14 protein-coding genes are annotated in these 13327 nt (G+C 51.7%); all 14 read left to right on the top strand.

All coding sequences use genetic code 11. From position 1 onward, the window contains the following. The first annotated feature begins 225 nt into the window (after positions 1 to 225). The 14 genes from mnmG (at position 226) to mgtE (ending at position 13325) form a co-directional block, all read left to right on the top strand. Positions 226 to 2130 (top strand): tRNA uridine-5-carboxymethylaminomethyl(34) synthesis enzyme MnmG, encoded by a 1905-nt coding sequence (gene mnmG, locus REH51_RS08930; RefSeq protein ID WP_009723324.1) that lies wholly within the window; start codon positions 226 to 228, stop codon positions 2128 to 2130. Next, a complete protein-coding gene (gene rsmG, locus REH51_RS08925; protein WP_009723323.1) occupies positions 2127 to 2792 on the top strand; it encodes a 16S rRNA (guanine(527)-N(7))-methyltransferase RsmG in 666 nt (221 codons plus the stop codon). Before mnmG ends, rsmG begins: the two co-directional genes overlap by 4 nt. Further along, entirely contained in the window at positions 2792 to 3559 is a 768-nt protein-coding gene (locus REH51_RS08920) for a ParA family protein (protein WP_498937654.1), read from the top strand. The genes rsmG and REH51_RS08920 overlap by 1 nt, the downstream gene beginning before the upstream one ends. A gap of 24 nt (positions 3560 to 3583) precedes the next feature. Then, entirely contained in the window at positions 3584 to 4516 is a 933-nt protein-coding gene (locus tag REH51_RS08915) for a ParB/RepB/Spo0J family partition protein (RefSeq protein WP_009723321.1), read from the top strand. Between the two features lie 223 nt (positions 4517 to 4739). Next, positions 4740 to 5141 (top strand): ATP synthase subunit I, encoded by a 402-nt coding sequence (locus tag REH51_RS08910; protein WP_009723320.1) that lies wholly within the window; start codon positions 4740 to 4742, stop codon positions 5139 to 5141. Positions 5142 to 5148: 7 nt separating this feature from the next. Next, positions 5149 to 5976 (top strand): F0F1 ATP synthase subunit A, encoded by an 828-nt coding sequence (atpB, locus tag REH51_RS08905; RefSeq protein WP_009723319.1) that lies wholly within the window; start codon positions 5149 to 5151, stop codon positions 5974 to 5976. Between the two features lie 65 nt (positions 5977 to 6041). Next, positions 6042 to 6269 carry a F0F1 ATP synthase subunit C gene (gene atpE, locus REH51_RS08900; protein WP_007112217.1) on the top strand — a complete coding sequence of 76 codons (228 nt, stop codon included), beginning with the start codon at positions 6042 to 6044 and terminating at the stop codon, positions 6267 to 6269. A 78-nt stretch (positions 6270 to 6347) separates the two neighbouring features. Continuing rightward, positions 6348 to 6818, top strand: coding sequence for a F0F1 ATP synthase subunit B (locus tag REH51_RS08895; RefSeq protein WP_009723318.1), 471 nt, complete (start codon positions 6348 to 6350; stop codon positions 6816 to 6818). An 11-nt stretch (positions 6819 to 6829) separates the two neighbouring features. Then, positions 6830 to 7363 carry a F0F1 ATP synthase subunit delta gene (locus REH51_RS08890; protein WP_009723317.1) on the top strand — a complete coding sequence of 178 codons (534 nt, stop codon included), beginning with the start codon at positions 6830 to 6832 and terminating at the stop codon, positions 7361 to 7363. 16 nt (positions 7364 to 7379) lie between these two features. Continuing rightward, the gene (gene atpA / locus REH51_RS08885) at positions 7380 to 8924 is read left to right on the top strand and encodes a F0F1 ATP synthase subunit alpha (protein ID WP_498937652.1); all 1545 of its coding nucleotides are present in this window, start codon (positions 7380 to 7382) and stop codon (positions 8922 to 8924) included. A gap of 65 nt (positions 8925 to 8989) precedes the next feature. Continuing rightward, positions 8990 to 9877, top strand: a complete 888-nt coding sequence (gene atpG / locus REH51_RS08880) for a F0F1 ATP synthase subunit gamma (RefSeq protein WP_498937650.1) — start codon at positions 8990 to 8992, stop codon at positions 9875 to 9877. A gap of 76 nt (positions 9878 to 9953) precedes the next feature. After that, positions 9954 to 11333 (top strand): F0F1 ATP synthase subunit beta, encoded by a 1380-nt coding sequence (atpD, locus tag REH51_RS08875; RefSeq protein WP_009723314.1) that lies wholly within the window; start codon positions 9954 to 9956, stop codon positions 11331 to 11333. 24 nt (positions 11334 to 11357) lie between these two features. After that, entirely contained in the window at positions 11358 to 11786 is a 429-nt protein-coding gene (locus tag REH51_RS08870; RefSeq protein ID WP_009723313.1) for a F0F1 ATP synthase subunit epsilon, read from the top strand. 156 nt (positions 11787 to 11942) lie between these two features. Then, a complete protein-coding gene (mgtE, locus tag REH51_RS08865) occupies positions 11943 to 13325 on the top strand; it encodes a magnesium transporter (protein ID WP_498937648.1) in 1383 nt (460 codons plus the stop codon). The last annotated feature ends 2 nt before the right edge of the window (positions 13326 to 13327 follow it).

Genomic DNA, 13327 nt, shown 5'->3' with positions numbered 1-13327 from the left:
TAATTTCGGTTATCAACAGATTTTGTCCACACCAGTAGTTACAACATCAATAGAACTTCTCTTATATATTTTTATTTTGTTATTAATAATAGATGGATACTTAGTTTTGGGTGTGGAAAAACCTGACGGTTACCCACAGGAGGTTTATACTGGCGGGCTTACTCAATCAGTGAACACACACTGACTCACATCATCCGTGCCAAACGGCGCAAGACGAGGTGCCTCTTGAACTATCCCGACCGCTTTGACGTGATTGTCATCGGCGGTGGCCATGCGGGAACTGAAGCCGCATTGGCCTCTGCTCGTATGGGTTGTCAAACCCTATTGCTAACTCACAATTTCGAAACGCTCGGCCAAATGTCGTGCAACCCAGCGATTGGTGGGATTGGCAAAAGCCACCTAGTAAAAGAAATTGATGCACTCGGTGGTGCAATGGGGCTAGCCACGGACTTAGGCGGCATCCAGTTTCGGGTATTGAACGCTCGTAAAGGCCCAGCCGTTCGAGCGACACGTGCTCAAGCAGACCGAATTCGCTACAAAGCCGCTATTCGCGGAATGCTGGAAAACCAGCCGAATTTAACGATTTTTCAGCAAGCCGCTGGCGATCTGATTGTGGATAACCACACCGTTCGAGGTGTCGTAACCGAAACAGGCATCCGCTTCCACGCGGAGTCCGTCGTTCTATCAACGGGGACGTTTTTAGGGGGAGTTATCCACATTGGGTTGGATCAAAGCCGCGGGGGTCGCGCCGGGGATCCGCCGTCCAATGCTTTGGCTGAACGCTTACGAGCATTACCGTTTCGCGTTGATCGATTAAAAACCGGGACGCCTCCACGTATTGATGCCAAAACCGTCGACTTCACATCATTGGAAGAGCAGCCAGGTGATACGCCAACGCCGGTCATGTCATACCTTGGTTCACGGGAAATGCATCCTCAGCAGGTGAGCTGCCACATTGCGCACACCAATGAGCGCACCCATGAAATCATCATGGCGAACCTAGACCGCTCACCCATGTATTCTGGTGTCATCGAAGGCATTGGTCCGCGATACTGCCCGTCGATTGAAGACAAAGTTCACCGTTTTGCCGACAAATCAAGCCATCAGGTATTTATTGAACCTGAAGGCTTGGACACACATGAGCTCTATCCCAACGGAATCTCAACGTCGTTGCCTTTCGATGTTCAGTTACAGGTGGTTCGCTCGATTAAAGGTTTAGAAAACGCTCATATCACACGGCCTGGCTACGCCATTGAGTACGACTTTTTTGACCCGCGAGATTTAAAACACTCGCTGGAAACTAAATTTATCCACAACCTGTTTTTTGCTGGACAAATAAACGGTACTACCGGCTACGAAGAGGCGGGTGCTCAAGGGTTGCTGGCAGGCTTGAATGCCGCTCGTCGCGCCAAACAATTAGAGGCGTGGCATCCCCGCCGTGATGAAGCTTATCTCGGTGTGTTGGTGGATGATCTGATTACCATGGGTACCAAAGAGCCCTACCGCATGTTTACCTCACGTGCGGAATATCGTCTCCTGCTACGCGAAGACAATGCTGATCTGCGTTTAACTGAGAAAGGTCGCGAGCTCGGTTTAGTCGATGACAAGCGTTGGGCGGCGTTTAGCCAAAAACGCGAAGCCATCGAACGTGAAACAGCTCGTTTGGCAACCGTTTGGGTGCAGCCCAATACACCTGCCGCCGCTAAAATTGCTGAAAAAACCGGTAGACCGCTTCCTCGCGAATACTGCTTGAGCGATTTGTTAAAGCGCCCCGAGCTTACCTATGCAGATATTACATCGCTGCCAGGTATCGAAAGCGGCGATGTTGACGATGAAACAGTTGCCGAACAGGTACAAATTCAAGCGAAATATCAGGGGTATATTGACCGTCAGCAGGATGAGATCGATAAACTCAAACGCCATGAAGCAACACCGCTACCTGCCGAGTTGGATTATCAGCGGGTCGAAGGTCTGTCTAATGAGATCCGTCAAAAGCTTAGCGAAACGCGTCCTGAAACCCTGGCTCAAGCGGCTAGAATCTCAGGCGTGACCCCTGCAGCGGTGTCTATTTTGCTAATACATTTGAAAAAACGTCGGTTAGTCAGCAATACCGAGGTAGTTAACGGATGAGTCAATTAACGCCATTGATCAACAGTTTGCCTAAAACGGTTGCACCCCGGTTAGATGAAGGATTAGCTGAGCTAGGTGCCACTGTGACTGCCAAACAGCGCGAACAACTACTCGGTTTGCTCGCTCTATTGCACAAGTGGAATCAGGCTTATAACCTCACCGCTGTGCGCGATGTTGAAGAAATGGTTTCACGACACGTGCTGGATAGTGCTGCTGTTGCGCCTTATGTTCATGGGCCTCAGGTACTTGATGTAGGTGCTGGCCCCGGCTTACCAGGCCTTGTGCTTGCTATTATGAAGCCTGAATTACAGGTAACGCTGCTCGATAGCAATGGCAAGAAAGTTCGCTTTCAGCGCCAAGCAGTGATGGAATTAGCGTTGACTAACGTCACGCCAACCCAAGCTCGTGTCGAGCAATTCAATGGTCAGGCGTTTGATCAGGTTATTTCCCGAGCCTTTGCCAGCTTGGTAGACTTTATTTCGCTAACCCGAGCGCTACCGGCAGCTCACGGGCAGTGGCTTGCTATGAAAGGCCCTGGCGCTGATGATGAACTGCGTAAGTTGCCCGCCTATGTTGAGCTCCAGGCGCGTCACCTACTGAGTGTACCCTTCGAGACGGCCGAGCGGCAGCTGTTGATTCTGACCCCAAAAGGAGTTGAGTAGTGAGCCAGATCATTGCCCTGACCAACCAAAAAGGCGGTGTGGGCAAGTCCACTTCAGCCGTTAATCTCGCCGCCAGTTTGGCAGCACTTGATCGTCGGATCCTGCTGGTAGACTTAGACCCACAGGGGCACGCCAGCATGGGCAGCGGCATTGATAAGTACGCGCTAGAAAAAAGCGTACTTGACGTACTGCTGGGAGAAACATCCGCAAGCGATGCGATTGTTCGCGGTCTTCCAGTAAAATACGATGTCCTACCTGGCAATGGCGACTTAACTGCCGCTGAAGTAGAGCTGCTCGATAGTGACCAGCGGCAAAGTCGTTTGTCGTTAGCACTGCAGACCGTGGCAGATGACTATGATGTCGTGCTCATTGACTGCCCACCGTCGCTGAATATGCTTACCGTGAATGCGTTGACCGCTGCTAATGGCGTACTTATTCCATTACAGTGTGAATTCTACGCATTGGAAGGATTATCAGCGCTGCTGGATACTGTTGAGCAGATTAAACAGAGCATCAATCCTGATTTAGCCGTTTCTGGCATTCTGCGTACTATGTACGATAAGCGCACCAGTTTGACTCGCGAAGTCGACAAACAACTGAGAGACTTTTTTGGCGATGCGCTGTTAAAAACAACCATTCCGCGCAATGTGAAGGTTGCTGAAGCACAAAGCCATGGCTTGCCCGTTACTCAATACGCGCGCTTTTCGCGGGGTAGCCAAGCTTATCGTGTGCTTGCTAAAGAGATGATTCGGCGGCTATCGCTGTAACATAAAAAGTACGAGGGGAAGCGAATGACGCGTAAACGCGCGCTAGGACGTGGCCTGGATGCCCTGATTGGTGCGGGCGCCCGTCGTCGTGACAGTTTAGATCTTACCGGTGGCGTGACGCTGGATAGTGCAGACACGTCACAGTTGCCTGCAGCACCAATGGAAGAAGCGGCGGCTGAACGGCTAGAACGCTTACCTCTTGGCCAGCTTACCCGTGGTAAATATCAGCCACGTCGGGATATTCAGCCAGAAGCATTGGAAGAGCTTGCTGATTCTATTCGTGCACAAGGGGTGATGCAGCCTATTGTGGTTCGCCCAGTGGGTGAGAACCGCTATGAAATTATCGCGGGTGAACGTCGCTGGCGTGCTGCACAGTTAGCCGAATTAGATGTTATCCCTGCCGTTATTCGCGATGTCAGTGATGAGGTAGCACTTGCACTGGCGTTGATTGAAAATATTCAGCGCGAAAATTTAAATGCCATCGAAGAAGCGCTTGCTCTAAAACGTTTAGGGGAAGAGTTTGAACTCACCCAGCAGCAAATTGCCGATGCGGTCGGCAAATCACGCACACAAGTCGCCAACTTATTGCGCTTGTTAGCGTTAGACCCTGAAGTACAAACGCTGCTGGAACGCGGTGATTTAGACATGGGGCATGCGCGAGCCCTGCTCTCGCTTAACAGTACCCAGCAGCGCCAAATTGCCCATGAAGTGGTCAATAATGATTTAACCGTTCGTGACACCGAAGCACTGGTTAAAAAAGTACAAGCTAACCAGGCACCTGCCCAGACTCCGCCGCGTACCGCCAAAACACCGGATGTCGCACGGCTTGAAACACACCTAGGGGAATTGCTAGGTGCTCCCGTCTCTATTGATCACGGGCAAAAAGGGAAGGGAAAAGTAACTATTCGCTATACCAGCCTTGAAGAGCTCGACGGGATTTTAGCGCATATTAAATAGCAGGCTTATGAAAGTTACGGCGTTTTTTTAGCCCTTTGGTCGCAAGTAGGTGCCGAAACGCGCGAAATCCGTGCAACTTCGGTTGAAGGTGTGATAGCGCTTCCCTATAATCGCGCAAGATTTGTGCAGGTCGTCTGTTATGACGATGAGCAACAGATTTTAAAAACGACGGTTGTAAAAACGATGGTTGTAAAAACTATCCAACCTAACGTGCTGGGGAATTATGCGACGTTTGGAAACCCAGCGACAAAAAACATATTTTGTTCGACTAATGTTGGCGCAACTTGTCGTTACGCTCTTGGGTATATTGCTCGCGTTTTCGATAGCTCATTTGGCAGGCGTGTTATCGGTGTTGAAAGGAGCGCTGGTAGCGCTACTACCACACGCTTTTTTTATACAGCGAATGGGTATTTTTCGCGCAAAGCGTCGTTTATCTGGCGCGATGGATTTATTTCGCGCCGAAGCAGGTAAGTTTGGTTTGACGGTGGCACTTTTTTCACTGGTGTTTGTTGTAGCGCCCCCTTCAAACCCCGCTTTCTTTTTTAGTGCTTATGTCGCGGTTATTTTGACGCATTGGCTAGCACCTTGGTTAATGCCCAGGAAATCGCACAACTTATTGAGGTGACATGTCTATGGCCGCAGGAAACGAAGTCTCATCGACTTACTATATCCAGCACCACTTGCAGAACCTAACCTTTGGTAATCACCCAGAGAATGGTTGGTCGCTGGCTCATTCCGCCGAAGAAGCGCGTGAAATGGGCTTTTGGGCTATCCACCTGGATACCATGGGTTGGTCAATCGCCATGGGCTTGCTGTTCATTTGGCTCTTCCGTAAGGCAGGTAAACTAGCCACTACCGGCGTGCCCGGTGGCTTACAAAACGCCGTAGAGATGGTGGTTGAGTTCATTGAGAACCTGACCCGCGCCACTTTCCACGGACGTAACCCCATTATTGCACCTTTGGCGTTGACGCTGTTCGTGTGGATTCTCCTCATGAATACGCTGAAGATTATCCCAGTTGATTACTTCCCTGTGCTGTTCAATAAGTTAGGCGTTGAGTACATGAAAATTGTACCGACGACTGATCCCAACGCCACCCTAGGTATGGCGTTAGGTGTGTTCTGTTTAATTATTTATTACAGCATCAAAGTGAAAGGGGCAGGTGGCTTCGCTAAAGAGCTTTCACTGACGCCATTCAATCACTGGGCACTCATTCCTTTCAATTTAGTGCTTGAAGTGATTGGTTTGCTCGTGAAGCCGCTAGGCCTTGGCCTGCGTCTGTTCGGCAACATGTTTGCCGGTGAGGTTATCTTTATCCTGATCGCCCTACTGCCGTTCTGGGCTATCTGGCTGTTGGACGTGCCATGGGCCATCTTCCACATTCTTGTGGTAACGCTGCAGGCCTTTATTTTCACCACGCTCTCGGTCGTATACTTGAGCGCGGCGCACGAACACCACTAAACCAAGCAACAACGCTTTCATTAACCCTCAACCCTTAACCAAAACTTAAACTCAGGAGCAACATCATGGAAATGGTTTATCTCTCAGCTGCCATCATCATCGGTCTGGGCGCACTGGCTACTGGCATTGGCTTTGCCTTGTTAGGCGGCAAGTTGCTTGAATCTACTGCGCGTCAACCTGAACTGGGCGACCAGCTGCAAACCAAAACCTTCATCATGGCCGGTCTGCTTGACGCCGTTCCGATGATCGGTGTTGGTATCGCGATGTACCTGATCTTCGTTGTCGCCGGTTAATGACAGCTTAGCCGAGCGGATAACCCGCTCGGTTTTGTTTCACTCCGGTCGCCACGAACTTGTCAGAGGTACATCCCTGTGAATATCAACATGACGCTTATCGGGCAGACGATCGCCTTCGCGATCTTTGTCTGGTTTTGCATAAAGTATGTGTGGCCTCCGATCAGCAACGCTCTTCACGAGCGTCAGAAGAAAATTGCTGATGGCTTAGACGCAGCCAGCCGTGCTACTCGCGATCTTGAGCTAGCTCAAGAGCGTGCAGAACAAACGCTGCGTGAAAGCAAGGAGCAGGCTTCTCAAATTCTCGAGCAAGCCAACAAGCGCTCTGCTCAGATGATCGAAGAAGCACGTGAACAGGCCCGCGCTGAAGGCGAACGCCTAATGGCAAGTGCACGTTCAGAAATTGAGCAAGAAGTGAATCGAGCAAAAGACGAGCTTCGTGCCCAGGTTTCTCACCTCGCCATCATTGGTGCTGAGCGTGTACTAGAAGCTTCGGTCGACGAGAAAGCACATCGCAAGTTACTTGATGAGCTTGCTGCTGAACTGTAAGGAGGTGACCCATGGCGGAATTACTTACCGTCGCTCGTCCTTACGCTAAGGCGGCGTTTGAATACGCGCGTGATCATGAGGCGTTTGATAGCTGGTCCCAAGCGCTTGGTTTTTTAAGCGCTGCGGTTGCTAACAGCGACGTTCGCCGTCTGCTGGGTAGTCCAAAACTTGAGAACGACAAAAAGGTAGCGTTGCTTTCCGATATGTTGTCGGAAAAGCAAGAAGGCCTGTCGCGGTTTTTGGATACCTTAGCTGACCAAGGACGCTTGTTGGCACTGCCCTTCATTGCTGAACAGTTCGAGTACTTGCGTGCCGAACATGAACAGCGCGTTGAAGTGACAGTAACGTCAGCTTACAAGCTGACTGCCGCACAGCAGACCAAGCTAGCGAACGCACTCAAGAAACGTCTGAATCGCGAAATCTCCATTACTACTCAGGTGGACAAGACGCTTATTGGCGGTGTCATCCTGCGTGCCGGCGATACCGTCATTGACGGTTCGGTGCGTGGTCGATTGAATCGCCTTTCCGAAGCGCTGACCGCTTGAGTCTGAGGGACATGGCATGCAGCAACTGAATCCTTCCGAGATCAGCGACATCATCAAGCAGCGAATTGAGAAGCTTGACGTCGCATCCGAAGCCCGTAATCAGGGCACCATCGTCAGCGTTTCCGACGGTATCGTGAAAATTCACGGCCTCGAAGACGCGATGTTCGGTGAAATGATCGAATTCCCTAACAGCATCTTTGGCATGGTACTGAACCTGGAGCGTGACTCCGTTGGTGCCGTTGTCCTGGGTGACTATCTGCAACTTCAAGAAGGTATGACCGCTCAGTGTACGGGTCGTATCTTAGAAGTGCCGGTAGGCCCTGAGCTGGTAGGTCGTGTGGTCGATGCATTAGGTAATGCCATCGACGGCAAAGGCGATATCAACGCCAAAATGACCGATGCGGTAGAAAAAGTAGCGCCTGGCGTTATTACCCGTCAGTCCGTTGACGAGCCGATCCAAACAGGTTTGAAGTCTATCGACGCCATGGTGCCAATCGGTCGTGGTCAGCGTGAGCTGATCATCGGTGACCGTCAGATTGGTAAGTCTGCCATTGCTATCGATGCGATCATCAACCAGAAAGGCAAAGGCGTTACCTGTGTTTACGTAGCAATTGGTCAGAAGCAGTCGACCATTGCTAACGTGGTACGCAAGTTAGAAGAGCATGGCGCGATGGAACACACCATCGTTGTGGCTGCTGGCGCTGCCGATCCGGCACCGATGCAGTTCTTGGCCGCTTATTCTGGCTGCACCATGGGTGAGTACTTCCGTGACCGTGGTGAAGACGCACTGATCGTTTATGACGATCTTTCCAAGCAGGCTGTGGCTTACCGTCAGGGATCGCTACTGCTGCGTCGTCCGCCTGGTCGTGAAGCGTATCCTGGTGACGTTTTCTATCTCCACTCACGTCTGCTAGAGCGCGCTGCGCGCGTTAATGCTGATTACGTTGAGAAGTTTACTGACGGTGAAGTAAAAGGCAAAACCGGTTCTTTGACCGCACTGCCGATTATTGAAACCCAAGGTGGTGACGTTTCTGCGTTCGTTCCGACTAACGTAATCTCGATCACCGATGGTCAGATTTTCTTGGAAACCAACCTGTTTAACTCCGGTATTCGTCCGGCGATTAACGCAGGTCTATCGGTTTCTCGTGTTGGTGGTGCAGCGCAGACCAAGATCATCAAGAAGCTGGGTGGCGGTGTTCGTTTGGCCTTGGCTCAGTACCGTGAGCTGGCGGCGTTCTCGCAGTTTGCTTCTGACCTTGATGAAGCTACCCGTAAGCAGCTTGAACATGGCCAACGCGTTACCGAACTGATGAAGCAAAAGCAGTACTCGCCGATGTCAGTGGCGGAAATGGCGCTGTCTCTGTACGCCGCTAACGAAGGTCACCTGGATGATGTGAGCGTCGATAAAGTGCTGGACTTCGAACGTGCTCTGCACGATTACATGAAGTCTGAGCACAACGATCTGCTCGATAAGATCAACCAGACCGGCGACTACAACGGCGAGATTCAGGACGGCTTGAAGTCAGGTCTCGAGAAGTTCAAGGCGACTCAGAGCTGGTAATGTTCGGCCCGCCTGCGGGCGGGCTTGCATGCTTTCTGAGAGCCACGAACGAAGGGTAGATCGCTATGGCAGGTGCAAAAGAGATACGCACCCAGATCGGGAGCATTAAAAATACGCAGAAGATTACCAGCGCCATGGAAATGGTGGCTGCATCTAAAATGCGTAAAGCACAAGATCTGATGAAGGCTGGCCAGCCGTATGCCAAGCAGATTCGTAACGTGGTAGGTCACATTGCTGACGCAAACCCCGAATACAAGCACGACTACATGGTCGAGCGTAACGAGGTGAAGCGCGTTGGTTATATTGTGGTATCTACTGACCGCGGTCTGTGTGGCGGCTTAAACGTCAACCTGTTTAAGGCAGTGGTGAAAGATGCCATTGTCTGGAAACAGCAAGACGCCGAGCTAGACTTCTGTGCCCTCGGCTCTAAAGCCGGCGCCTTTTTCCGCAACTATGGAGGCAACCTGGTTGCTGCCAAGAGCGGATTGGGAGAATCGCCGTCTGTTGAGGGACTGATCGGTAGTGTCAAGGTCATGTTAGAAGCGTACGACGAAGGACGCCTTGACCGTTTATTTGTGGTGTATAACGAATTTGTTAACACCATGACGCAACGGCCAGTTGTACGTCAGCTTCTTCCGCTATCGTCCGATATGGGCGCAGACGCGAAGCATGACGAAGAAAACGCCCGTCCCGGAAGCTGGGACTACCTGTATGAACCGGATGCCAAGGCGTTGCTAGACAGCCTGTTGGTTCGATTCATCGAATCACAGGTGTATCAGGCGGTAGTCGAAAACGGTGCGTGCGAACAGGCCGCCCGAATGATCGCTATGAAGAGTGCCACTGATAACGCGGGCAACCTGATCGACGATCTGGAGATGGTGTACAACAAGGCCCGTCAGGCCGCCATCACCCAGGAAATTTCCGAGATCGTCGGCGGCGCTTCTGCCGTATAACGCCTAGGGAGCTAGCTATCGCAAAGATAGCTCCCGGCAGACAGGTTTCATTTGCAGGTTTTTGAGAGGAACCAAGATGAGCGGACGTATCGTACAAATCATCGGCGCGGTGATTGACGTAGAGTTTCCGCGGGACTCTGTGCCCAAGGTCTACGACGCGCTGAAGGTCTCTAATGCTGAGACCATCCTCGAAGTCCAGCAACAGCTGGGCGACGGCGTGGTGCGCACCATTGCCATGGGCTCTACTGAGGGCTTGAAACGTGGCTTGGACGTGACCAACACAGGTACCGCGATTTCCGTACCCGTCGGTAAGGAAACGCTAGGTCGCATCATGAACGTGCTCGGTGAGCCGATTGATGAAGCTGGCCCGATTGGCGAGCAAGAACGCATGCCAATCCACCGTAAAGCACCAAGCTACGCTGACCAAGCAGCTTCAAATGAGCTGTTGGAAACCGGTATCAAGGTTATCGACCTCGTTTGCCCGTTCGCTAAGGGCGGTAAAGTTGGTCTATTCGGCGGTGCGGGTGTTGGTAAAACCGTTAACATGATGGAGCTTATCCGCAACATCGCCACCGAACACAGCGGCTACTCTGTATTCGCCGGTGTAGGTGAGCGTACGCGTGAGGGTAACGACTTCTATCACGAAATGACTGAATCCAACGTTATCGACAAGGTATCGCTGGTTTATGGTCAGATGAATGAGCCGCCCGGCAACCGTTTACGTGTTGCGCTGACCGGTCTAACCATCGCTGAGAAATTCCGTGATGAAGGCCGCGACGTTCTGCTGTTCGTCGATAACATCTATCGCTACACCCTGGCCGGTACGGAAGTATCTGCACTGCTGGGTCGTATGCCGTCTGCGGTAGGTTATCAGCCAACGTTGGCTGAAGAGATGGGCGTTCTGCAGGAACGTATCACCTCTACTAAAACGGGCTCTATCACGTCTGTACAGGCCGTTTACGTACCTGCGGATGACTTGACTGACCCATCTCCAGCAACGACCTTCTCGCACTTGGACGCCACCGTTGTACTGGCACGTTCTATCGCGGAGCTTGGTATTTATCCTGCGATTGATCCGCTGGACTCTACCTCACGCCAGCTAGATCCGCTGGTCGTGGGTGAAGAGCACTACGATGTAGCCCGTGGCGTACAGAACGTTCTGCAGCGTTATAAAGAACTGAAGGATATCATCGCGATTTTGGGTATGGACGAGCTATCTGATGAAGATAAGCTGGCTGTATCTCGTGCGCGTAAAATCCAACGCTTCTTGTCGCAGCCGTTCTTCGTTGCAGAGGTGTTCACTGGTTCGCCCGGTAAGTATGTTTCTTTGAAAGATACGATTAGTGGCTTCCAGGGCATCCTCGCGGGGGAGTATGACGAGTTGCCGGAACAGGCCTTCTACATGGTCGGCTCCATCGACGAAGCTGTCGAAAAAGCCAACCAGATGAAGAAGTAATCCCGTCCATTAGGGGGATTCGCTATGGCGAATAGCTTCACTTGCAATATCGTCAGCGCTGAAGCATCTATCTTCTCAGGCAGTGTTGAGCAGGTAGTGGCTTCCGGGATTATGGGTGACCTCGGCATTTTGCCGGGTCACGCCCCGTTGCTGACTGAGCTTCAGCCGGGCCCGATCCGCGTGATCCACGATGGTGGCCAGGAAGAGAACTTCTTTGTCTCTGGTGGCTTCATGGAAGTTCAGCCAGATGTCGTGACAATCCTGGCTGACGCCGCTGCGCGTGCTAGCGACCTCGATGAGGCCGCTGCTGAAGAAGCGCGTCAGCAGGCGTTGAAAGCCTTTAATGAGAAGTCAGCGGAGCTGGATTATACCCGTGCTGCCGCTGAACTTGCCGAAGCCGTTGCACAGCTACGAACGATTCAGCAGCTGCGCAAAAAGGCGGGTAAAGGCTAAAAACACGCGCTAGCGTGAATAAAACGCTCCTTGAACCCGACAGGGTTTAAGGAGCGTTTTTTTTGTCTGGTACTATGAGAAAACGTATTCAGCGCCTGGACGCTCTTCTGTAACACCTCACCTGCACAATATGCGTCTGCACAAAGGGAGATAGCGATGTCATTGAACGATGAAACCTTGCAGGAACTAAAGTCTGAGCTGCTTGGCGAGCTGAACAAAGAGGAACCGAACAAAACCCTATTGGCAGAGCGTTTAGCCGAAATTCGCTCGGCAGATATTGGTGAGGTAATTGAAGAGCTAATCGAAGACCACGAAGAGCTTCCGGCAGCGCTTGCGATACTCGATATTCTTTCGACTGAGCGCGCCGCCAACGTTCTGGGCTATTTGCCAAGAGAGAGTCAGCTTGAAGTCGTCGGAGACCTGTCTGATACCCAGGTGCTTAAGCTCCTAGAAGAGATGGGGTCTGATGAACGTGCGGATTTGTTTAATCTGCTTGGTGAGGACCGCCGTGAAGCGTTGTTGCGTCGTATGGCTCACCAAGAGCGTGAAGATCTTAAACGCCTAGCAAGCTACGAAGAAGGTACAGCAGGCGCCATCATGACCTCTGACTATGTCGCCATAGCCAGTGGCATGACGGTGTCTAAAGCCATGATGCGGGTTCGCCAAACGGCCCCAGATGCGGAAACGGTGTATCAGCTTTATGTGTTAGACAGTGATGGCCAGTTAATAGGGACTATGTCGCTGCGCCAACTGATGGTGGCCCGCCCTGGGGCGTTAGTTGATGACATCATGATTAAAGATGTTATCAGCACACCGGTCGATAAAGAGCAGGAAGAGGTGGCGCGAATTGTGGCCCGCTACGACTTGCTGGCATTGCCTGTACTGGACGCTGATGGCCGTATGGTAGGGATCGTCACCCACGATGACGCTATGGACGTTGCCGAGTCGGAAGCTACCGAGGATATCCACAAGGGGATGTCTATCGGTCAGTTGGAAGATGGCGTTAGCCGAGTGCCGCTGTGGAGCCTCTACCGCAAGCGTGTTACCTGGCTAGTGCTGTTGGTATTTGCCAATCTTTTTTCAGGCGCTGGAATTGCCTACTTTGAGGACACGATTGCCGCCCAAGTCGCGCTTGTGTTTTTCCTGCCATTGTTAATCGGTAGTGGAGGTAATGCGGGAGCTCAGGCAGCTACGTTGATGGTACGCGGTATGGCGACTGGCGATATTGGTGTGAAAGACTGGAGTAAGATGCTAGGCCGTGAACTTCTGGTAGCGGGCTCGCTTGGCATCACTATGGCAATTGCAGTAGCACCTATAGGGATTTTTCGTGGCGGAGAAGCAGTCGCCATCATCGTGGCGTTAAGCATGGTGACTATTGTTCTGTTTGGTAGCATGATCGGTATGTGCCTACCGTTTGTACTAGAGCGCTTTAAGGTTGCCCCTGCCACTGCCTCTGCCCCGTTGGTAACAACGTTAATTGATGCGACAGGGGTATTAATTTATTTCAGCATTGCGACTGTTGTACTCGGCAGCGTGTAACG

The organism is Halomonas bluephagenesis (genome assembly GCF_054790765.1).
This window is presented reverse-complemented; position numbering and strand designations above follow the sequence as displayed.